Source organism: Bradyrhizobium sp. BRP23 (genome assembly GCF_020194135.1).
Taxonomy (GTDB): Bacteria; Pseudomonadota; Alphaproteobacteria; order Rhizobiales; family Xanthobacteraceae; genus Bradyrhizobium; species Bradyrhizobium yuanmingense.
The window spans coordinates 865746-887175 of record NZ_JADYVW010000001.1 but is presented as its reverse complement, the minus strand read 5'-3'; the positions used below and the strand labels follow the sequence as shown (position 1 = coordinate 887175).

The 21430-nt window shown below is 65.2% G+C and carries 24 protein-coding genes; 17 read left to right on the top strand and 7 right to left on the bottom strand.

What is annotated here, in order from left to right:
* The first annotated feature begins 48 nt into the window (after positions 1-48).
* The 3 genes from I6F24_RS04105 (at position 49) to I6F24_RS04095 (ending at position 2110) form a co-directional block, all read left to right on the top strand.
* A complete protein-coding gene (locus tag I6F24_RS04105; protein ID WP_036030024.1) occupies positions 49-1242 on the top strand; it encodes an MFS transporter in 1194 nt (397 codons plus the stop codon).
* A 121-nt stretch (positions 1243-1363) separates the two neighbouring features.
* On the top strand, positions 1364-1783 hold the full coding sequence (locus tag I6F24_RS04100) for a hypothetical protein (protein ID WP_036003874.1): 420 nt from the start codon (positions 1364-1366) through the stop codon (positions 1781-1783).
* 129 nt (positions 1784-1912) lie between these two features.
* Complete coding sequence (locus I6F24_RS04095; RefSeq protein WP_036003876.1) at positions 1913-2110, top strand: hypothetical protein; 198 nt, start codon at positions 1913-1915, stop codon at positions 2108-2110.
* A gap of 237 nt (positions 2111-2347) precedes the next feature.
* On the opposite strand, the gene I6F24_RS04090 is transcribed toward I6F24_RS04095, so the two are convergent.
* The gene (locus tag I6F24_RS04090; protein WP_036030020.1) at positions 2348-3325 is read right to left on the bottom strand and encodes a LysR family transcriptional regulator; all 978 of its coding nucleotides are present in this window, start codon (positions 3323-3325) and stop codon (positions 2348-2350) included.
* Between the two features lie 118 nt (positions 3326-3443).
* Between I6F24_RS04090 and I6F24_RS04085 the strand changes: the two genes are divergently transcribed.
* The 10 genes from I6F24_RS04085 to I6F24_RS04040 all read left to right on the top strand — a co-directional run bounded on the left by I6F24_RS04085 (position 3444) and on the right by I6F24_RS04040 (position 14676).
* Positions 3444-4481, top strand: a complete 1038-nt coding sequence (locus tag I6F24_RS04085; RefSeq protein ID WP_036030016.1) for a class 1 fructose-bisphosphatase — start codon at positions 3444-3446, stop codon at positions 4479-4481.
* Between the two features lie 12 nt (positions 4482-4493).
* Complete coding sequence (locus I6F24_RS04080) at positions 4494-5369, top strand: phosphoribulokinase (protein ID WP_036003856.1); 876 nt, start codon at positions 4494-4496, stop codon at positions 5367-5369.
* A gap of 16 nt (positions 5370-5385) precedes the next feature.
* On the top strand, positions 5386-7404 hold the full coding sequence (gene tkt, locus I6F24_RS04075) for a transketolase (RefSeq protein WP_036030015.1): 2019 nt from the start codon (positions 5386-5388) through the stop codon (positions 7402-7404).
* 12 nt (positions 7405-7416) lie between these two features.
* Positions 7417-8502 carry a class II fructose-bisphosphate aldolase gene (gene fba / locus I6F24_RS04070; protein WP_036030012.1) on the top strand — a complete coding sequence of 362 codons (1086 nt, stop codon included), beginning with the start codon at positions 7417-7419 and terminating at the stop codon, positions 8500-8502.
* Between the two features lie 38 nt (positions 8503-8540).
* A complete protein-coding gene (locus I6F24_RS04065) occupies positions 8541-10001 on the top strand; it encodes a form I ribulose bisphosphate carboxylase large subunit (RefSeq protein ID WP_036003865.1) in 1461 nt (486 codons plus the stop codon).
* 11 nt (positions 10002-10012) lie between these two features.
* Positions 10013-10420 carry a ribulose bisphosphate carboxylase small subunit gene (locus tag I6F24_RS04060; RefSeq protein ID WP_036030009.1) on the top strand — a complete coding sequence of 136 codons (408 nt, stop codon included), beginning with the start codon at positions 10013-10015 and terminating at the stop codon, positions 10418-10420.
* Between the two features lie 99 nt (positions 10421-10519).
* Positions 10520-11452, top strand: a complete 933-nt coding sequence (gene cbbX, locus I6F24_RS04055; RefSeq protein ID WP_225150089.1) for a CbbX protein — start codon at positions 10520-10522, stop codon at positions 11450-11452.
* A complete protein-coding gene (rpe, locus tag I6F24_RS04050) occupies positions 11449-12186 on the top strand; it encodes a ribulose-phosphate 3-epimerase (protein ID WP_225150087.1) in 738 nt (245 codons plus the stop codon). Before cbbX ends, rpe begins: the two co-directional genes overlap by 4 nt.
* A 252-nt stretch (positions 12187-12438) precedes the next feature.
* Positions 12439-14295, top strand: a complete 1857-nt coding sequence (locus I6F24_RS04045) for an EAL domain-containing protein (protein WP_225150077.1) — start codon at positions 12439-12441, stop codon at positions 14293-14295.
* Between the two features lie 168 nt (positions 14296-14463).
* Positions 14464-14676, top strand: a complete 213-nt coding sequence (locus tag I6F24_RS04040; protein WP_225139701.1) for a hypothetical protein — start codon at positions 14464-14466, stop codon at positions 14674-14676.
* An 18-nt stretch (positions 14677-14694) separates the two neighbouring features.
* On the opposite strand, the gene I6F24_RS04035 is transcribed toward I6F24_RS04040, so the two are convergent.
* Positions 14695-15531, bottom strand: coding sequence for a universal stress protein (locus I6F24_RS04035; protein ID WP_225150075.1), 837 nt, complete (start codon positions 15529-15531; stop codon positions 14695-14697).
* A gap of 205 nt (positions 15532-15736) precedes the next feature.
* Here I6F24_RS04035 and I6F24_RS04030 point away from each other — a divergent pair, with 205 nt between their 5' ends.
* Both I6F24_RS04030 and I6F24_RS04025 read left to right on the top strand, forming a co-directional pair.
* The gene (locus tag I6F24_RS04030) at positions 15737-17290 is read left to right on the top strand and encodes a Do family serine endopeptidase (protein WP_225112616.1); all 1554 of its coding nucleotides are present in this window, start codon (positions 15737-15739) and stop codon (positions 17288-17290) included.
* Between the two features lie 269 nt (positions 17291-17559).
* The gene (locus I6F24_RS04025; RefSeq protein WP_036003965.1) at positions 17560-17922 is read left to right on the top strand and encodes a hypothetical protein; all 363 of its coding nucleotides are present in this window, start codon (positions 17560-17562) and stop codon (positions 17920-17922) included.
* 6 nt (positions 17923-17928) lie between these two features.
* Here I6F24_RS04025 and I6F24_RS04020 read toward each other — a convergent pair whose 3' ends face one another.
* Both I6F24_RS04020 and I6F24_RS04015 read right to left on the bottom strand, forming a co-directional pair.
* Positions 17929-18258, bottom strand: a complete 330-nt coding sequence (locus tag I6F24_RS04020; protein WP_225150073.1) for a DUF6496 domain-containing protein — start codon at positions 18256-18258, stop codon at positions 17929-17931.
* Positions 18259-18348: 90 nt separating this feature from the next.
* Entirely contained in the window at positions 18349-18543 is a 195-nt protein-coding gene (locus I6F24_RS04015; protein ID WP_057026883.1) for a DUF3072 domain-containing protein, read from the bottom strand.
* A gap of 115 nt (positions 18544-18658) precedes the next feature.
* Here I6F24_RS04015 and I6F24_RS04010 point away from each other — a divergent pair, with 115 nt between their 5' ends.
* On the top strand, positions 18659-18880 hold the full coding sequence (locus I6F24_RS04010; protein WP_128263661.1) for a hypothetical protein: 222 nt from the start codon (positions 18659-18661) through the stop codon (positions 18878-18880).
* 96 nt (positions 18881-18976) lie between these two features.
* Here I6F24_RS04010 and I6F24_RS04005 read toward each other — a convergent pair whose 3' ends face one another.
* A complete protein-coding gene (locus I6F24_RS04005) occupies positions 18977-19189 on the bottom strand; it encodes a hypothetical protein (protein ID WP_225150125.1) in 213 nt (70 codons plus the stop codon).
* 124 nt (positions 19190-19313) lie between these two features.
* Positions 19314-19571 (bottom strand): hypothetical protein, encoded by a 258-nt coding sequence (locus I6F24_RS04000; RefSeq protein WP_036029986.1) that lies wholly within the window; start codon positions 19569-19571, stop codon positions 19314-19316.
* A 141-nt stretch (positions 19572-19712) separates the two neighbouring features.
* On the opposite strand from I6F24_RS04000, the gene I6F24_RS03995 reads away from it, so the two are divergent.
* Positions 19713-19934: a hypothetical protein gene (locus tag I6F24_RS03995; protein WP_036029983.1), complete on the top strand. Its 222-nt coding sequence runs from the start codon at positions 19713-19715 to the stop codon at positions 19932-19934.
* Here the strand turns inward: I6F24_RS03995 and I6F24_RS03990 are convergent.
* Positions 19931-21418 (bottom strand): HWE histidine kinase domain-containing protein, encoded by a 1488-nt coding sequence (locus I6F24_RS03990; RefSeq protein ID WP_036003924.1) that lies wholly within the window; start codon positions 21416-21418, stop codon positions 19931-19933. The genes I6F24_RS03995 and I6F24_RS03990 overlap by 4 nt on opposite strands.
* Between the last annotated feature and the right edge of the window lie 12 nt (positions 21419-21430).

Sequence of the window (21430 nt, the reverse complement as noted above, 5' to 3'; positions counted from 1 at the left end):
TACCTTACCTAACGGCCATTCCCTGCGCCTTACCTGGAGACCATGCGAATGACGATGAATGCCACGATCGAGACCGCGCCGGGGCCGGATGCGGTGTCGCAGCGCCTGACCTTCGTGCTTGCCGCGGCCTGTGGCATGGTCGCCGCCAACATCTATTATGCGCAGCCGCTGATCGCCCCAATCAGCGCCGCGCTCGGCCTGTCGCATGCAGCTAGCGGGCTGATCGTGACGATGACGCAGATCGGCTACGGCACCGGGCTGCTGCTGATCGTGCCGCTCGGCGATCTCGTCGAGAACCGCGCGCTGATCTGCTCGGTGATCATGCTCGGCGCCGCGGCGCTGCTCGCCGCGGCGTTCGCAACCCATGCGCTGCCGTTCCTGCTCGCCGCACTGTTCATCGGCCTCGGCTCGGTCGCGGTGCAGATCATCATCCCCTATGCAGCGCATCTGGCGCCCGAAGCCATCCGCGGCCGCGTCGTCGGCAACGTCTCGACCGGCCTGATGCTCGGCATCATGCTGGCGCGTCCGGTGTCGAGCTTCGTCACCGCCTTGCTGTCGTGGCACGCAGTGTTCTTCGCCTCCGCCGCGCTGATGATCGTGCTCGCAGCCGTGCTCTGGATGACGCTGCCGAAGCGCAAGCCGGTCACGCGGATGCATTACGGCCAATTGCTGCTGTCGATGCCGGACCTGGTGCGGGCCACGCCGCTGCTGCGGCGCCGCGCGCTGTACCAGGCGAGCCTGTTCGGCGCCTTCACCCTGTTCTGGACGGTGGCGCCACTCCAGCTCGCCGGCGAGTTCGGCTTCTCCCAGCGCGGCATCGCGCTGTTCGCGCTGGCCGGCGTCGCCGGCGTGTTCGCAGCACCGATCGCCGGGCGCCTCGCGGACCGCGGCCATAGCCGGATCGCGACGCTGGTCGCGATGCTGCTCACGGCCGCCGGCTTCCTGGTGACCTCCATCGGCGCGTCCGGCTCGATGCTGAACCTCGCCTGTCTGGTGGTGGCCGCGATTGCGATCGATATCGGCGTCCAGGGCAATGTGGTGCTGGGCTTCCGCGCCATCTTCGCGCTCGGGCACGAGCACCGCAGTCGCCTCAATGGTCTCTACATGGCGACGTTCTTCGCCGCCGGCGCGGTCGGCTCGGCGGTCGGAGCATGGGCGTTCGCACAGGGAGGCTGGACGCTCGCATCGGCCATTGGCCTTGCTTTGCCCGTCGCGGGGTTGCTCTACGCGCTGACCGAGTAGCGGCCGTCGCCCGAACGGTGCGACCGACCTCGCGATGACGCAATTTGCATCTCGCGGATTGGTTGCGGTTGTAGTACTTTCGTCGCAACGCACCTGGTTAACGGGCGGCAGGGGGATGCTGATGAAACGTGCGGGGCTGTTTGGCGCACGGCGGGTACGGCCATGGTCGTGGGGGGCGTTTCTGCTCGGGCTCGCCGTCGTCGCGGTTTCGGCCGTGGTTCAGGGCATCTGCGTCCTGCTCGGCGCAAAGTTCTATTTCGCAGCGTTCCTGCCCGGCCTGTTCGTGCTTGCGCTGATGGCGGGTGCACCGGCGGCGGCATTCGCCGCGCTGCTCACCGTGCCGCTGGTGTGGTGGGCGTTCATCCCGCCGTTCTTCGAGCTCAATGCGCTGACCAGCGCGCATGCCGATTCGATCAACCTGTTCTGTCTTCTTGCCGTCCTCCTGATCGGCCTTGCCGATCTCTGCCGCGCGACGATGACAATCGTCAGAAGCGGCGGGCTGAAGCCTTCGGGCGAGAGCGCGGCAACGAATCCGCAATAGATCGCGCCGCGCGCGTTGCGCCCGAGCAACAGTCCGGCAACCATCCGCGAACTTGCCGCGCGCCGCTAACTTTTCGAAAAAGATTTGGCCGCAGTTTCTCCCGCGGGAATGACGAGGGAGTTTTCGGACATGAACGGTCACGCCATCCTGGAGAACGTGCGCCGCTACCGCGGCATCGCATCGCTCTATCGCCAGACCGCAGCGTTCCGCCCGGGCCAGAGCTGGTCGCTGCTGGAGCAGGCGAGCGAGTGGGAGGCGCGGGCGCTGTCGGAGCTGGAAGCCTATTTCGCCTCGCGCACGGACCACACCGCCCCGCTCGCGGCCTGATCGCCGGCCATCGGCGCGCCCTGAACCGGCTCGCCGAAGGCGCGACCGCCACGGGCAACTACGGAGTTGTCTCCGCATCCTTCTGTGCTAGCAACGGGCGAGAGATTCTTCTTCACGTCGGCCGGGGCACGCGATGACCACCTTCAACCGCATCTTCACGACGGAGCGCCTGCTCCAGATCATCGTGGTGCTGGCGGCGACGCTCGCCATGAAGCTGATGAGCTGAGCGAAGGCCGGCTATCGTCCGCCTAGCTCGGGCAAATCAGGCAGATAATTCGAGCCTTCCGAGCCGAGGAAATCGAACATCGCCTGCGCGGGCGGCAGCAGCACCTTGTCGCTGCGGCGGATCACGTACCATTGCCGCACGATCGGCAGGCCCGCGACGTCGAGCACGACGAGCCGGCCCTCGGCGAGCTCATGCGCCACGGTGTGAGCCGAGATGAAGGCGATGCCGAGCCCGGCGATGACCGCCTGCTTGATGGTCTCGTTGCTGCTCATCTCCATGCCGATGATCGGCTCGAGATCCGATTTCTGGAACATGCCCTCCATCAGCGTCCGCGTGCCCGAGCCGGGCTCGCGGGTGAGGAAGGTCTCGTGCACGAGATCGGTCAGGCTGAGGCCGGAATCCTTCTCCAGCCAATGGCCCTTGCGCGCGACGATGATGTGCGGGTTGCGCCCGAGCTGGCGGACGTCGACGGTGACGTCGGCCGGTGGCCGACCCATTACGGCGAAGTCGAGGTCGTAGCCGTGCATGGCCTCGCGGATTTCCTCGCGATTGCCGATGGTCAGCTTGATCTCGATCTTGGGGTAGCGCTTGGAGAACGCCGCGATCGCGTGCGGCACGAAATATTTCGCGGTCGAGACCGCGCCGAGATGCACGGTGCCGCCGGTCCGCCCCGCGAGCAGGTCGAGCGCGCCCTGGCAATCGGTGATCGCGGCTTCGACCCGTTCGGCCAGCGCCAGCACCTCCCTGCCGGCTTCCGTCAGCAGCATGCCGTCGCCGGTTCGCTGCACCAGGGGCAGGCCGGCCAGGTCCTGCAGCTGCCGCAGCTGCTGGGTCACGGCCGGCTGGGTCAGCCCGAGATGGCTCGACGCCGCCGTCACGCTGCCTTTGGCCGAGAGCGCCGCAAGCGAGCGCAGCTGCCGGATCGTCAGATGCCGGAGCTGGGCCGCTGCATGGCCGGTGCCATTATAAGAAAATTCTTTGAGGCTCATTATAATTAGAAATTTTCCTTATTAAGCCGCTCCTGTCAATCTCCTGATGCCGGCACTGAACGCGACCTGCCTCCACCAGGAGGGAATGGGTGCGGCACCGGCAAGGGGATGGACGCAGATGACCGGGCAACTCAGGTTGGACGACCACCTTCAACGGTACTCTGAGACCGCGCCGCATGCGTTGGCCGTGGCAGCCGCGGTCGATGCCATCGCGGCCGCAGCGATCGAGATTGCCGATCTCATCGCCAGCGGCGATCTCGCCGACGCCTCGGGCCTGACCACCGGGCGCAACAGCGACGGCGATCTCCAACGCGACCTCGACGTCCAGGCGGACGCGATCCTGCGCCGCTGCCTCGGCCGGCTGCCGATCGCGGCGCTGGCGTCGGAGGAGATGCGTGAGGCCCAGATCGTCGATCGTCAGGGGCGAATCTGCATCGCGATCGATCCGCTCGACGGCTCCTCCAACATCGACATCAACATGACCGTCGGCACGATCTTCTCGATCCTGCCGGCCCCCAATGATCTCTCACTCGCCTTTCAGCAGCGGGGCTCGGCGCAGCTCGCGGCGGGCTTCGTCACCTACGGCCCGCAGACCTCGCTGGTGCTGACGCTCGGCGACGGCGTCGACATTTTCACGCTCGATCGCAAGGCGGGCTGCTTCCGCTTCGCGCGCAGCGGCGTGCAGATCGCCGAAGCCTGCGAGGAGTTCGCGATCAACGCCTCGAACCGCCGGCATTGGGATCCGCCGGTGCGCGCCTTCATCGACGAATGCCTCGCCGGCGTCGACGGGCCCGCCAACCACGATTTCAACATGCGCTGGATCGGGTCGCTGGTCGCGGAGGCCTATCGCATCCTCACCCGTGGCGGCGTGTTTCTCTACCCTTCCGATGCGCGGCCCGGCTACGGCGACGGCCGCCTACGCCTGACCTACGAAGCACACCCGATGGCGATGATCATCGAGCAGGCCGGCGGCTCGGCCTCGACCGGGCGCGAGCGCATCCTCGATCTATCGGCGCAGAGCCTGCACCAGCGCGTGCCGCTGATCATGGGCTCGAGCAACGAGGTGCGGCGCGTCGAGGAGCTGCATTGCGATCCGCTGCTGGTTGCCAGCGTCTCGGCGCCGCTGTTCGCGCGGCGCGGATTCTTCCGGCTCTGAGCGAGGCGTCCGATGTCCAGGAAGCATCCGATCATCTCCATCACCGGCTCCTCCGGCGCCGGCACCACCTCCGTCAAGAAGACCTTCGAGCAGATCTTTTTCCGCGAGAAGGTCAACGCCGTCTACATCGAGGGCGACGCCTTCCACCGCTACGACCGTGCCGAGATGCGTGCGCAGATGGCGAAGGAGGCCGAGCGCGGCAACAAGCACTTCAGCCATTTCAGCCCCGAGACCAATTTGTTCGAGGAGCTGGAACGCGCCTTCCGCGACTACGGCGAGACCGGCACCGCGGTGACGCGGCACTACGTCCACGACGCCGAGGAATCGGCGCTGCATGGTGCGGCACCAGGCACCTTCACCGACTGGAAGCAGCTGCCGGAGGATTCGGACCTTCTGTTCTACGAGGGCCTGCACGGCGCCGTAGTCACCGATAAGGTGAACGTCGCGCGCTATGCCGACCTCAAGATCGGCGTCGTGCCCGTCATCAACCTCGAATGGATCCAGAAGCTGCACCGCGACCGCAGCGCACGCGGCTATTCGACCGAGGCGGTCACCGACACCATCCTGCGGCGGATGCCCGACTACATCCACTACATCTGCCCGCAATTCACCGAGACCGACATCAACTTCCAGCGCGTCCCGACCGTGGACACCTCCAATCCATTCATCGCGCGCTGGATCCCGACGCCGGACGAATCGATGGTGGTGATCCGCTTCAAGAATCCGCGCGGTATCGACTTCCCCTATCTGCTCTCGATGCTGCCGCAGAGCTGGATGTCGCGCGCCAATTCGATCGTGTGCCCGGGCGCGAAGCTGGACCTGGCCATGCAGCTGATCCTGACGCCGCTGATCATGCAGCTGATCGAGCGCAAGCGCAGCCTGAAGTGAACAGGGAGAGACTCCGATGAACATCTCCGTCCATGCCGAAGCCGACCTCAATGCGGTCACGCACAACGATCTCGCCAATGCCGTCCGCTTCCTCGCGGTCGACGCCATCGAGGCAGCGCAGTCAGGCCATCCCGGGCTGCCCATGGGCATGGCCGACGTCGCGACTGTGCTGTTCTCGCGCTTCCTGAAGTTCGACTCGGCGCATCCGAACTGGCCGGACCGCGACCGCTTCGTGCTGTCGGCGGGGCACGGCTCGATGCTGCTCTATGCGCTGCTGCATCTCACCGGCGGCGATATCAGCCTCGACGACATCAAGGCCTTTCGCCAGTGGGGCTCGAAGACGCCGGGCCACCCCGAATATGGCCACACGGCTGGTGTCGAGACCACGACGGGACCGCTGGGCCAGGGCATTGCGACCGCGGTCGGCATGGCGCTCGCCGAGCGGATGGCGAATGCGCGGCATGGCGATGGGCTCGTCGATCACTTCACCTATGTTATCGCGGGCGATGGCTGCCTGATGGAAGGCCTCAGCCATGAGGCGATCTCGCTGGCCGGTCATCTCGGGCTCGGCCGGCTGATCGTGCTGTTCGACGACAACGGCATCTCCATCGACGGTCCGACCTCGCTGGCGACATCGGACGACCAGCTCGCGCGCTTCGCTGCCTCCGGCTGGTCGGTGCGCCGCGTCGACGGACATGATCCCGAAGCGGTGGCGCAGGCGATAGCGGAGGAGCGGGAGACCGCGAAGCCGTCGCTGATCGCCTGTCGCACAATCATCGGCTATGGCGCGCCTGATAGACAGGGCACCGAGAAAGTGCATGGCGCGCCGCTCGGCACCGAGCAGACGGCAGCGGCGCGGCGGACGCTGGGTTGGGACTATCAGCCTTTCGTGGTGCCGATCCCGGTGCTCAAGGCTTGGCGGATGATCGGGCAGCGCGGGCAGGTCGACCGCCTCGCTTGGCTCGATCGTTACGAAGGTGCGACGCCGGAGCAGCGCGACCTGTTCGTCGAGGGCAAAGCCGCGGCTCTGCCCGCCGCCTATGCGCTGGCCGCGGCGAAATTGCGTGAGCACTTTGCATCCGAGCGGCCGAAGCTGGCGACGCGGCAGGCCTCGCAACAGGTGCTCGAGGGAATCGCAGGAACAATTCCCGGCCTGGTCGGCGGCTCCGCGGACCTCACCCATTCGAACCTGACGCATGCCAAGGCGCAGGCGCCGGTCAAGAGTGGTGCGTTCGCCGGCGACTACATCCACTATGGCATCCGCGAGCACGGCATGGCCGCAGCGATGAACGGCCTGGCGCTGCATGGCGGCTTCATTCCCTATGGCGGCACGTTTCTGGCGTTCTCCGACTACAGCCGGCCGGCGATCCGACTTGCGGCCTTGATGCGGCTGCGCGTCATCCACGTGATGACGCACGACTCCATCGGTCTTGGCGAGGATGGTCCGACGCATCAGCCGGTCGAGCATCTGACCGCGCTGCGCGTGATTCCGAGCCTGCTGGTGTTCCGCCCCGCCGATGCCGTCGAGACGCTGGAGGCCTGGGATTGCGCGCTCGCGGCGGAGCATCGCCCCTCAGTGCTATGCCTGTCGCGGCAGGCCTTGCCGACATTCCGCAGCGATGGGCGCGGCAGAAACCGCGTCGCGAATGGTGCCTATCTCGTCGTCTCGCCGGATGGCGGTCGCGACGTGACGCTCATTGCAACCGGCTCGGAAGTCTCGATCGCGCTGGAAGCGGCCCGCCTGCTCGCGACCGAGCACGTTCGCGCCGCCGTGGTCTCGGCGCCGTGTTTCGCACTGTTCGAGGAGCAGCCGGATGATTACCGCGCCTCGGTGCTCGGCACCGCGCCGCGCGTCGGCATCGAGGCAGCTGTCGCCGGCGACTGGCATCGCTGGATCGGCGCTGACGGCGAATTCGTCGGCATGCGCGGCTTCGGCGCCTCGGCCCCCGCCCCGGTGTTGTACCGCGAATTCGGCATCACACCGCAAAGCATTGCGGAAGCGGCTCGCCGGGCGATGGCCCGCAAGAGCCAATAAGGAGGACGAATCTTGGCCCGTATCACCCTTCGCCAATTGCTCGATCACGCTGCCAGCCACGGCTACGCCGTGCCGGCGTTCAACATCAACAACATGGAGCAGGGCATCGCGATCATGCAGGCGGCGGCCGCGGTCGATGCGCCGGTCATCATCCAGGCCTCGCGCGGCGCGCGCAGCTATGCCGGCGATCTCATGCTTTCGCACATGATCGACGCGCTGGAGCGGACCTATCCCGACATTCCGCTCTGCATGCACCAGGACCACGGCAATGACGAAGCGACCTGCGCCTCGGCCATCGCCCATGGCTTCACCTCCGTCATGATGGATGGCTCGCTCAAAGCCGACGCCAAGACCGCGGCCGACTATGACTATAACGTCGCGATCACGCGCCGCGTGGTCGATCTCGCTCATTGGGTCGGCGCGTCCGTCGAAGGCGAGCTCGGCGTGCTCGGTTCGCTCGAGCACGGCGGCGGCGAGCAGGAGGATGGTCACGGCGTCGAGGGCAAGGTCGGCCACGATCAGCTCTTGACCGATCCGGACCAGGCCGTCGACTTCGTCCGTGCAACCAAGGTCGATGCGCTCGCGATCGCGATGGGCACCTCGCACGGCGCCTACAAGTTCAGCCGCAAGCCCGACGGCGATATCCTGGCGATGCGGGTGGTCGAGGAGATCCACCGCCGGCTGCCGAACACGCATCTGGTCATGCACGGCTCGTCCTCGGTGCCGCAGCCGCTCCAGGACATGTTCAACCAGTTCGGCGGCGAGATGCCGCAGACCTGGGGCGTGCCGGTCGAGGAGATCGTTCGCGGCATCCGAAGCGGCGTGCGCAAGGTCAATATCGACACCGATTGCCGGCTGGCGATGACCGCGGTGTTCCGGAAGGTGGCGGCGGAAGCGCGCTCCGAATTCGATCCGCGCAAGTTCCTGAAGCCGGCGATGGACGCAATGCGCGAATTGTGCCGCGAGCGGTTCGAGCAGTTCGGTACCGCAGGCCACGCCAGCAAGATCAAGGTCATTCCAATGAGCGAGATGGCGCGGCGCTATCGCGCCGGCGAGCTCGATCCGCGCATCGACGCCCGCGAGCCGGTTGCCGCTTAGCCAATCAGAAAGAGCAGAGAAAAGAGCAGGAGAGAGACATGAACGCACATGCAGGCACGGTCCGCGGCAAAGAGCGCTATCGCTCCGGCGTGATGGAATACAAGCGCATGGGCTATTGGGAGCCCGATTACACGCCGAAGGACACCGACGTCATCGCGCTGTTCCGCGTGACGCCGCAGGAGGGCGTCGACCCGATCGAGGCCTCTGCTGCGGTTGCCGGCGAATCCTCGACCGCGACCTGGACGGTGGTGTGGACCGATCGCCTGACGGCGGCCGAGAAGTATCGCGCCAAGTGCTATCGCGTCGATCCCGTTCCGGGCTCACCCGGCTCGTATTTCGCCTACATCGCCTATGATCTCGACCTGTTCGAGCCGGGCTCGATCGCCAACCTCTCGGCCTCGATCATCGGCAACGTGTTCGGCTTCAAGCCGCTGAAGGCGCTGCGCCTCGAGGACATGCGCTTTCCCGTCGCCTATGTGAAGACGTTCCAGGGACCGGCGACCGGCATCGTGGTGGAGCGCGAGCGGCTCGACAAGTTCGGCCGGCCGCTGCTCGGCGCGACGGTGAAGCCGAAGCTCGGTCTGTCCGGCCGCAATTACGGCCGTGTGGTCTATGAGGCGCTGAAGGGCGGGCTCGACTTCACCAAGGACGACGAGAACATCAACTCGCAGCCCTTCATGCATTGGCGTGATCGCTTCCTTTATTGCATGGAGGCGGTGAACCGCGCGCAGGCCGCCTCCGGCGAGGTGAAAGGGACCTACCTGAACGTCACCGCGGCCACCATGGAGGACATGTACGAGCGTGCGGAGTTCGCCAAGGAGCTCGGCTCGGTGATCGTGATGATCGACCTCGTGATCGGCTACACTGCGATCCAGTCCATGGCCAAGTGGGCGCGGCGCAACGACATGATCCTGCATCTGCATCGCGCCGGCCACTCCACCTATACGCGGCAGAAGAGCCATGGCGTGTCGTTCCGCGTCATCGCCAAATGGATGCGGCTTGCCGGCGTCGACCACATCCACGCCGGCACGGTGGTCGGCAAGCTCGAAGGCGATCCCAACACCACACGCGGCTACTACGATGTCTGCCGCGAAGACTTCAACCCGACCAAGCTCGAGCATGGCCTGTTCTTCGACCAGTCCTGGGCGAGCCTCAACAAGATGATGCCGGTAGCCTCCGGCGGCATCCATGCCGGGCAGATGCACCAGCTGCTCGACCTGTTAGGCGAGGACGTCGTGCTGCAGTTCGGCGGCGGCACCATCGGCCATCCCATGGGCATTGCGGCCGGCGCGACCGCCAACCGCGTGGCGCTGGAAGCGATGATCCTCGCCCGCAACGAGGGCCGCGACTATGTCCACGAGGGCCCGGAAATCTTGGCCAAGGCGGCCCAGACCTGCACGCCGCTGAAGGCCGCGCTCGAGGTCTGGAAGGACGTCACTTTCAACTATCAATCCACCGACACGCCGGACTTCGTGCCGACGGCGCTAGAAACCGTCTGAGGAGATTTGAGATGAAGATCACCCAGGGCTGCTTCTCGTACCTGCCGGATCTGACCGACGAGCAGATCACCAGCCAGGTGCAGTATTGCCTCGCCAATGGCTGGGCGGTGAACATCGAGTTCACCGACGATCCGCATCCCCGAAACACCTATTGGGAGATGTGGGGCCTGCCGATGTTCGATCTCCAGGACGCCGCCGGCGTGATGATGGAGCTCGCCGAGTGCCGCAGGGTCTATGGTAACAGCTACATCCGCATCAGCGGCTTCGATGCCAGCCACGGCTGGGAGTCGGTGCGGATCTCCTTCCTCGTCAACCGGCCGAAGCAAGAAACGGAGTTCGAGCTGGTGCGGCAGGAGGTCGGCGGCCGTGCGGTCCGCTACACCACGGTTCGAAAGCCGGCCGCGCACGCGCCAGCTTGAGTCATCCGCTTCCGCGCGAGCTCTCCCTGCTTCGCATCCTTGGCGGACCACTGCTTCGCCGCCTTGCTCGCGGCGAAGCTCTTTTCTTCGAGGGTAGCCATGCTCGATGTCCCCCACGCAACCACGACCGAACACAGCGAGACCCATTTCGATCTCCGCAAGGAGGCTGAAGCCGCCGGAATCACCGAGACGCTGCTACAGCTCGATCAGGAGCTGATCGGGCTCAAGCCGGTCAAGAACCGCGTGCGCCAGATCGCCTCGCTGCTGCTGATCGAGCGCATCCGGCAGCGTGCCGGCCTCGCCTCCGCGCCGCCGACGCTGCACATGTCGTTCACCGGCAATCCTGGAACAGGCAAGACCACCGTCGCGCTGCGCATGGCCAGGATCCTGCACGGGCTCGGCTTCGTGCGGCGCGGGCAGGTGATCTCGGTGACGCGCGACGATCTCGTCGGCCAGTATATCGGCCACACCGCGCCGAAGACCAAGGAGATACTGAAAAAGGCGATGGGCGGCGTGCTGTTCATCGACGAGGCCTATTATCTGCATCGTCCCGACAACGAGCGCGACTATGGTCAGGAATCGATCGAGATCCTGCTCCAGGTGATGGAGAACCAGCGCGAGGACCTCGTCGTGATCCTCGCCGGCTATGGCGAGCGGATGACGAAATTCTTCGCCTCCAATCCCGGCTTCCGCTCGCGCATCGCCCACCACATCGAATTCCCTGACTATGCAGAGGCCGAGCTGCTCGTTATCGCCGAGCTGATGCTGAAGGAGCGCGGCTATCGCTTGTCGGCCGCGGCGCGCGAGGCGTTCGAGAAATACATCGCGCTGCGTCGGACCCAGCCGTTCTTCTCCAACGCGCGCTCGATCCGCAACGCCGTCGACCGCATCCGCCTGCGGCAGGCCGATCGGCTGGTGTCCGATCTCAATCGCATGCTCGATGTCGCCGACCTCGAAACCATCGATGCCATGGACGTCTTGGCGAGCCGAGTCTTCAGCGGCGGTGCGGATGCGCGGAGTGCAGTGCCATGACGAAGGAGATCATGATCGCTCCCTCGATCCTCGCCGCGGATTTCGCGCGTCTCGGCGAGGAGGTCGCCGCGATCGACGCCGCTGGGGCCGACTGGATCCATTGCGACGTCATGGACGGACACTTCGTGCCGAACATCAGTTTCGGTGCCGACGTCATCAGGGCGGTCCGTCCCTATTCGAAGAAGCCGTTCGACGTGCATTTGATGATCGCGCCGACAGATCCCTATCTCGAGGCGTTCGCAAAGGCCGGAGCGGACATCATCACGGTGCACGCCGAAGCGGGGGCGCATCTCGACCGCTCGCTCCAGGCGATCCGCTCGCTCGGCACCAAGGCTGGCGTCAGCCTTTGTCCGTCGACCCCGGAAGCGGTGATCGAGTATGTGCTCGATCGTATCGATCTCGTGCTGGTGATGACGGTCAATCCGGGCTTTGGCGGCCAATCCTTCATCGCATCGCAGATCGACAAGATCAGGCGGATCAGGACCATGATCGGCGGGCGGCCGATCCGGCTCGAGGTCGACGGCGGTGTCACGTGCGACAATGCCGCGGCCGTGGCTGCAGCGGGTGCCGACACGCTGGTCGCGGGCTCCGCCGTGTTTCGCGGCAAGAGCGCTGGCGAATATGCCGCCAATATCGCGGCTATTCGCATCGCCGCGGAGACCGGCCGGGTTCCGAAGCTGCAAGATAGTTCCGCGCCCGCGAAGCGGGCCGAAGAAAGTGCGCTCATCCGGTAGATTACGGAGCAGCCCACCGCCGTGGCTCCGGTGTGTCAAGGCGCGCCACTTTCTCCGGATCTCTACGGAGCATGCCTTCCAAATCGATCGGCTCATTCAGGCCGGGGTAACCAACGCACCGGAGAAGGACAATCGATTAACGACCGCGCAATGCCAAGCGTCTCAATCTGTGGTTTAGGGACGCTATGAGAGCGCGGATGCGTAACGACGGAAACTGCGGCATGAAGCCCGCACGCGGCGCAACGTGATGGCATGAGCATGCATCGCCTGTTCGCCGAGCAGCTCCGCTGCGCCACCGATGCCACCGGACAGGTCGATCTCGTCAAGCTGGGCAAGTTCGTCAGTGCGGCTTACGAGGCCGGTGATCGCGAGCGTCAGCGGATGATCGAAGTACGCGCGCAAACGCGCGACGAGGTCGAGCAGGATCTGCTGAGGACTCGCGAGTTCCTCGACACAATCATCGAAAACATTCCGATCGCCGTCTTCGCGAAATGTGCGGAGAGTTCGCGCTACATCCTGCTCAACCGCGCCGGAGAAGACTATTACGGCATGCCGCGCGAACAGATGCTGGGCCGAACGCCCGAGCAGATCTTCCCGGCTGACGTGGCCCGCGTGGTCAACGAGCAGGATAGACGCGTCGCGGCCAGCGGCATGCCGATGGTTCTGGAGGAGCATTTGCTCGAACTCGGCGTCAAGGGCCGCGACCGGGTCGTCAATTCACGCAAGATGCTGATCACGGATGGCAACGGGGATCCGCAATATCTGGTCGGCGTGATCGAGGATGTCACGGAGCGTGTCACCACCCGGCAGCGGATCAGCCATCTTGCGCATCATGATGCGCTCACGGACCTGCCGAACCGCAGCGCCTTCAACGCGGCGCTCGACGAACGGCTGGAGCGGGCGCAGGAGGCATCGACCAGTTTCGCTGTGCTGAGCCTCGATCTCGACCGCTTCAAGGAGGTCAACGACGTGTTCGGTCACCCCGTCGGCGACATGCTGATGCGGGCGGCCGCCGACCGGCTTGCCGCGGAAGCCGAAGGCGCCTTCGTCGCCCGCATCGGCGGCGACGAGTTCATGATCCTGATGCCCGACAACGCCAGCCGTGAGGACGTTCTGGCGCTGGCCGAACGCCTGGTCGAGACGATCGGCAAGGAGCTCGAGATCGACGACTATCTCTCCCACGTGGGCCTCAGCGTCGGCATCGCGTTCTATCCCGACGATGGCGTGAACGCGGCGACGCTGCTCGCCAATGCCGACTCGGCTCTCTACCGCGCCAAGCGCGAGGGCAGGAGCCGGGTCCGCTGCTTCGAATCCGAGATGGACCAGGAGCTGCGCGATCGCAGGCTGTTGCAGCACGACCTGCGGCAGGCGCTGGAGCACAACCAGCTCCTCGTCTATTTCCAGCCGCAGGCGCGGGTGGATGGCGAGGTCATCGGCTTCGAGGCGCTGCTGCGATGGAATCACCCGACGCGGGGCTTCGTGCCGCCGGACCAGTTCATTCCGCTCGCCGAGGAGAACGGGCTGATCGTCGAGATCGGTGAATGGGTGCTGCGCGAGGCGTGCCGCGAGGCGGCATCCTGGCCGCGGCCGTTGCAGGTCGCGGTCAATCTGTCGCCGGTCCAATTCCAGGCGGGCGATCTCGAGCGCTCGATCCATCAGATCCTGTTGGAGACGGGATTGACGCCGACGCGGCTCGAGGTCGAGATCACCGAGGGCGTGCTGATCGGCGATTTCACCCGCGCGCTCAATCTGCTGCGGCGGCTGAAGGCGCTCGGCATCCGCATCGCCATGGACGATTTCGGTACCGGCTATTCCTCGCTGTCGTATCTGCAGTCGTTCCCGTTCGACAAGATCAAGATCGACCGCAGTTTCATCTCCAACCTGGAGGCGACGCCGCAATCGGCCGAGATTGTCCGCGCCGTCCTGAGCCTGGCGCACGCGCTGAAGATCCCGGTCATTGCCGAGGGGGTGGAGACGGAAGCCCAACGTGCCTTCTTGGCCCGCGAGGCCTGCGAGGAGATGCAAGGCTATCTCGTCGGCCGTCCCGACTTGATCGAGCGCTACCTCGACCTGGTGGGCCTCGCCGTGGAGCGCCGCCTCTACGCCTAGCATTGGGCACAGAGTTCCGAGCGGACGTTTGGAACTAAAATCCTTACCGGCACTTCTCGAAAATTAACTTGGTTCAGGCGCGTTGAGCGCGCAGCAAATGTTTTGCATAAACGCCATCGGCCTGACGCAAATCAGGGCAATAAGCCGGTGAACGCGAGGGAGGGTCTCATGGAGAACGTACGTCGCTACCGGGCGCTGGCGTCCCTCTGCCGTCAGCAGGCGGCCTACCGGCCGCTCCAGAACTGGGAACTCCTCGGCCAGGCCGAACATTTCGAACATCTTGCCGAAATCGAGCTCAAGGCGCATTTCGACGCGTGCAATGTGCATCGCGACAAGGACGCCGCCGCGCCGGCGACTTGGGAGGCTCCCGTCGCGGCGTGACGGCGCCAGGCCGGCTCATCAATGCGACATCAGCGTCGGGACCGTCATGGCTTCCAGCATGGCGCGGGTGACGCCCCCGAGAAAGCGTTCCTGCAACCGCGAATGGCCGTAGCCGCCCATCACCAGAAGATCGAGACTCTCGTCGGCCGCCAGCGACAGAATGATCGGCTGAATGTTGGCGCGCGTGGCGGTCAGGCTGACCGTGCGGGTGGACAATCCGCGCCGGCCGAGATGTCTGGCCAAGCCACTCGCTGAAGCTTCGCCGCAGACGTCGTCGGTCTCGTTGACGGTGATGATCACGATCTCTTCGGCGCGCGCCAGGAACGGAGCTGCGTCGCGCATAGCGCGGGCGGCAACGCGACTGCCGTCCCAGCAGATGCCGATCCGCTTCGCCTTGAAGGCTCCCCGGAAGGTGTAGGGCAGGAACAGCACCGGGCCGCCCGCGCGGAACAGGATCTCGCTCGGCATGTCGTTGTCGAACGAGCCTTGCGCCGGATCGGGCTGGAGCAGGACGCTGAGGTCGTGCAGCCGTGCCATCTCGCCGAGCGAGCCGGCGGCATCTGCCGGGATCGCGCCGAGTGCGTGGCAGGTATAGGCGATGCCGGCGTTCGCCGCCTCGCTCTTGAATACCGCGAGCGCCGCCTCGGCCCGCTCCACGGCGCGCTCGCGCTCCAGCTCGAACACGGCCGCCACCGCCGCGCCGCCTTCCATGACGTAAGCCGTACTGGTGGCGACATAGCCGACCGCGACCGCGTCGAGATGCGCGTTGAGCTTCGCCGCGAGCGAGACCGAGCCCTCGATCGCGGGACGCATGGGACGTTCGGTGGGAATGTGGACGAGAATGTCTTTGTACATGGCGCGCCTCCGCTGAGCATCATCCGATGGTCGCAGTTTTTCACTGCGCGAAGGCGGCGCGTTGAGCTGTATCAAACGTCCGGATTGGCTGCTGCGACCGCTCATCCATTCTTTGCCGAGATTTAATCGGACGGACGGGACGCCGTAAGGTGGCAGCGACCATGTTGCGGGCAAGGCGACACCTGCTCAACATGGACATTTCGACATGAACGATCGCGTCAATTCCGACATCACCACGTCTCGCAAGATCTTGCGGCCGCGGCGGCTCGCGCTGCTCGGCACCGTGGCCGCGCTGGGCGTGGCCGCCCTGGCAGTTGCGCCAGGCGCCTCGCCGTACGGCATCAACTCCTTGATTGCGCCGGCTCAGGCGGCCGAAGCCGCCGCGACGCCGCCCGGCTTCGGCGATCTCGTCAGCAGGGTCAAACCCGCTGTGATCTCGGTGCGGGTCAAAATCGATCAGGACAACGACAAGAGCGCGATGCTGCAGCAGAACCGGATGGATTCGGACGAGGACACGCCGTTCGACCAGTTCTCGCGACAGTTCGGTTTCCGCTTTCCGGGCGGCGCGAACGGCATGCCGCGCCAGCGCCACCAGATGATCACGGGCGAAGGCTCCGGCTTTTTCATCTCCGCCGACGGCTATGCTGTGACCAACAATCACGTCGTCGATCGCGCCGAGTCCGTGCAGGTGACGATGGACGATGGCACGACCTACACCGCGAAAGTGGTCGGCACCGATCCGAAGACAGATCTCGCGCTGATCAAGGTCGACGGCAAGAAGGACTTTCCGTTCGTCAAGTTCTCCGACCAGAAGCCGCGCATTGGCGACTGGGTGGTCGCGGTCGGCAATCCCTTCGGTCTTGGCGGCACCGTGACCGCCGGCATCGTCTCGGCCAGCGGCCGCGACATCGGCAACGGTCCCTATGACGACTTCATCCAGATCGACGCGCCGATCAACAAGGGCAATTCCGGCGGTCCGGCCTTCGACATGAACGGCAACGTGATCGGCGTGAACACTGCGATCTTCTCGCCCTCGGGCGGCTCGGTCGGCATCGGCTTCGATATCCCGGCTTCGACCGCCAAGCTCGTCGTCGCGCAATTGAAGGACAAAGGCGCGGTCACCCGGGGCTGGCTCGGCGTGCAGGTGCAGCCGGTGACGTCGGATATTGCCGACAGCCTCGGGCTCAAGGAGGCGCGCGGCGCGATCGTCGACAATCCGCAGGATGGCAGCCCGGCGGCGAAGGCCGGCATCCAGGCGGGCGATGTCATCACCGCCGTCAACGGCACCACGATCAAGGACTCCCGCGACCTCGCCCGCACCATCGCCGGCTTGACGCCGGGCACGTCCGTGAAGCTCGATGTCTTCCGCAAGGGCGACAGCAAGACGGTGACGCTGGCGCTCGGCGAGTTGCCGAACGAGCGGCAGGCCAAGGGCAATGGCAGTGGCAATGCCGACGAGGGCAGCGGACAGCCGGGTGCCGGCACGCCGCGCCTCGGCCTCAGCCTGGCGCCCGCCGGTGACGTCCAGGGCGCAGGCCAGAACGGCGTCGTCGTCACCGAGGTTGATCCGCAAGGCCCGGCCGCGCAACGCGGCATCCGGACCGGCGACGTCATCCTCAATGTCGGCGGCAAGGCTGTCAGCAATGTCGGCGAGGTGCGCTCCGAGCTGGCGCAGGCCAAATCGTCGGGCAAGCGCAGCGTGCTGCTTCAGGTCAGAAGCGCGGAGGCCACCCGCTTCGTTGCGGTGCCACTCGCATAACGTCAACTCGACCCTTACCAATCCAGGAAGGCGGCCTTCGGGCCGCCTTTTGCACACACGTCACGTCCGCACCAGGCCGGTCACATTCTCGTTAACGGCAGGGATGATGACCTGGTGCGTCCGAAAAAGCCGTGTTCGCTGATCACACTCGCAGGGCGCCTCGGTGCTCTGCGCCAACGTCGCCGCTGAGAGGGGTTGCAAGCGTGGAACTTCGAGCCTCCCGGCGCTTTGTGGAACTCGCCGGTGGTTCACAAGTGATCGGTGCCGACATGGATCGATTGAAGCTCTCGCTCAGGAGTGCGCTGCTCGTGGCGCCATTGGTGCTCTCGGGGGGAAACGCGCTCGGGCGCGACGACGGCCGCTACGCGAATTCTCCTCTGAAGCCATGGTTCGACAGTTTGCGCAGCCATCTCGGTCCGTGCTGCTCGGACGCGGACGGTTTCGCCCTTGCCGATCTCGACTGGGAGTCGCACAACGGGCGCTACCGTGTCCGCATCGACGGACAGTGGATCGATGTGCCGGATGAGGCCGTCATCACCGAGCCCAACCGGGCCGGCCGCACGATGGTGTGGCCGGTCAAGACTGCGTTCGGGATTTCGATCCGCTGCTTCATGCCGGGGAGCATGATCTGAGGCGGGTCAGCGCGACCGCTTGGATTTGCGCTTCGATGATTTCTTGTTCGACGATTTCTTGGACGACGTCCCGGACGTTTTCTTGGATGATTTCTTGGACGTCTTCTTGGACGTCTTCTTGGCGCTCTTGCGCTTCGAAGCCTTCTTCGGGACCTTCTTGCCCTTCTTGCGTGCCTTCGACAGTCCGATCGCGATGGCCTGCTTGCGGTTCTTGACGCGGCCGCCGCGCCCGCCACGGCCGCTCTTCGCGGTGCCCTTCTTGTAACGCCGCATCTCGGTGGCGACATCGCTTCCCGAGCTGCGTGAGTAGCGGCGCTTTTTTGCCTTGCGTGCCATGCATATTCTCCCTCGGCGGGGAGAACCATTCTGCACAGCCATGGTTCCGGGAGCGTGGAACGGCGCAGGCCTAAAGCGCGATGCGATGCTCTAGAAGGAGTTTGCCAGCTCGATCTCCGCTTCCAGCACCTGGATGCGCCGGGCGGCCTCGCTGAAGGACAGATCCCGCGCATATTGGCCGGGCTGGTAGGCCTCTTCGCTGAGCCGCTTCAGCTTGAGACCCTGCGCCCGCGTCATCTGCTCGCCCAGGAAAAATCTGGCGTCGTATTTACCTTGAACCTGCATCTGGCGTCTCCGTCCTGAAATCGTGACTTGACTATATGTTCTTATTTTGTTCTAACAAGGCATGGACAACAGAATTAATGAAATTCGACGTAAAATCAGAGCCTTGAGGCTCGAGATGGCCGACGTCGAGGCGTCGGTGCGCGACCTCGTCGAGCGCGATCACGACTGCACGGAAAGGGCCCTGGCGCAGATGGACCTGCGCCGGAAAATCACTCTCTTGATTGCCGAATGGAAGGCGGCCGGCGGCAGCGACGTACTGCCAAACGTTCGCGACCGGGTGCGGCTTCGTGCCGTGAAGACAGGCGGCAATTCCGCGCGCGCAGCCGAGCGCCGCTGAGATCCTTGGCGCCGGATACTGAAGGCCGAGTGCCGAACCCAAAGATAGAAGACAAAGGGCTCCGCAATGCGGAGCCCTTCATGATTCCAGGAGCGCCTATTTGGTGTCGGTCATGCCGCCCTTGTTGGTCATGGTGCCGCCCTGATCGGAGCCGGGACCGGCGCCGCCTTGGCCGGACGGATCAGCGCCCTTGGAGGACTTGGTGTTGGCGCCGGTGATCTGTGCCGACGACATCGAGGATCCATGCTTGACCTTGTGCGATTTGGCTTGGGCGGCAAACGGCGCGGCGGCAAGGCCGGTTGCCAATATTACGGCGAGAGCGAGCTTGGTCGTCTCATGCGGGGAAACCCCCTGAGTTAAATTGACGCAGGCAGCAAACCGCGCGTCGCGGCAGGAGTTCCCGGCGAAGTATCTTCCGTACGTCACGCACGCTTCAAGTTTGCTTGTCCTCGGCCAGGATGAACACGGCGCCGGTGAGCGTCGCGCCGATCGCGAAGGTCGTCACCAAGGTGAGGGCGAAGACCATCGCGGCCTGGCTTCCGCCATTGTTCAGCAGGTTGGCGACGGCTGGATTGGACAGGACGAGCGTGAGGCTGAAAATGAGGCCGAGCGCTGCGCCCATCATTGCATGCGTCATCAGCTTGATAAGGCCGCTGGCAGAGATCAGCTCAGACGACTTCTTGGTGCGCATGGGACGGCATCCCGAACTTGCCACGCCAACGCGCATGTGATCGCCCGGTTCCGTTCCGCTGAAGGAATTGTTACCGCCCGTTTCATCGGGCGTTCATGCCGGGCTTGCCAAGATGGGCGCCAGCAAAACGGGAACATCGATATGGGTAAGGTCGTCTTTCTTTACCGCTCGCTGGCCTATCGCAACGCGGCCGCGGACATCCTGCGCAAGGCGCGCAAGCTTCCGCTTGGCGCGGAGCGGAGCGCGGCCCGCCGCTACGCGAGGGCGCTGCGCGATCTCGCCCGAACGGAAGCTTGGCTCGAAGGGCGCGTCGCGCGCGAACCACGCACGGCGCAGCGCATGAGCAGCGCAGCGTCAGGTTAACCGGATGCGCGTTGCAATTCGGCAGCGCCGGCGGTGTCGAACTTGCTTGGTGCAGCCGCCGCGGTCTTGCGTGTCAACGGCACCTCAAGACGGCACAGCAGGCCCTCGGCGCGCCAATCGAACTGCGCCTGTCCGCCAAGCTGGGACTCGATGCTCGCAAGCAGGCTTCGCGTGCCGAAGCCGCGCGATTTCGGGGTCTTGACCAGGGGACCGCCGGATTCCTCCCAGCTCAGCGTGAGCAGCTCCTCGTCGACCTGCCAATCGATCGCGAGCCGCCCCGCTCGCGTGGATAGCGCGCCGTACTTTGCCGAGTTGGTGAAGAGCTCGTGCAATGCGAGCGCCAGCGTCTGGGCCGTCGCCGGCAGCAACTGAACTTCGGGCCCTGCCAATTTGATCTGGTCGCCCAGCGAATAGGGCGCAAGCTCCTCGTCGATCAGCCTGGAGAGCTCGGCGCCCTGCCAGCTCGACAGCGACAGGATGGTGTGCACGCGCGCCAGCGCATTGATGCGCCCCTCGACGGCGTTGACATAGGCCTTGACCTCGTCGGCCCGGGTGAGGCGCACGATCGACTGCGCCAGCGCCAGCGCGTTCTTCGCGCGATGATCGACTTCCCGCGCCAGCAGGTTCTGCCGCTCCTCGGCGCGCTTGCGCTCGGTGATGTCGACGGTCACGCCGCTGACGCGCACCACGCGCCCGCTCTCGTCCGTGGTTGCGGCCGCCGTGCCGACGCACCAGCGCACCTCGCCGTCGGGCCGGATGATGCGGAACTCCGTCTCATAGGCGCGTGTGCCCTTGTTGAACTCGGCGATCGCCTTGCGCAACTGGTCGACATCGTCGGGGTGCAGCAGGGCCTGAACGTTGGCCGGATTGATCTCGAAATTGTCGGGGCTGACGCCGAAGATATTGTATTGCCCCTCGTCCCACATCCAATCGCCGCTGATCCAGTCCCAGTCCCAGGACCCCATCTTGCCTGCCGCGATCGCCATGCTGCGCCGCTGCTCGCTCTCGCGCAGCTTCGCGGTGGAAGCCTCCAGTTCCGCGGTGCGGGCGCGGACGCGATCCTCGAGCTCGTGGTTCAGCCGTTCGAGCTCGCGCGTCTTGCGGTAGAGCTCGGCAAACACCTTGATCTTGGCGCGCAGTACCTCCGGCACGACCGGAACCGGCACGTAATCGACCGCGCCCATCTCGTAGCCGCGCAGCCGGTCGATGTCGCTGACCTGGATCGCCGAGATGAAGATCATGGCGGTCTTCTGGAAACGCGGATGCTCGCGGATCATCGCGGCGAGCTCGAAGCCGTCGAGCTCGGGCATGCAGACGTCGACCAGGATCACCGCGATCTCGGTCTTGAGCAGCACCTCCAACGCCTCGCGGCCCGAGGAGGCGATGACGAGGTTCTCGCCGAGATCCTTCAGGATCACCTCATAGGCGAGCAGCTTGGCCGGCTGGTCGTCGACGAGCAGGATGTTGACCTTTTCCTGGTCCATACGCATGTCCAA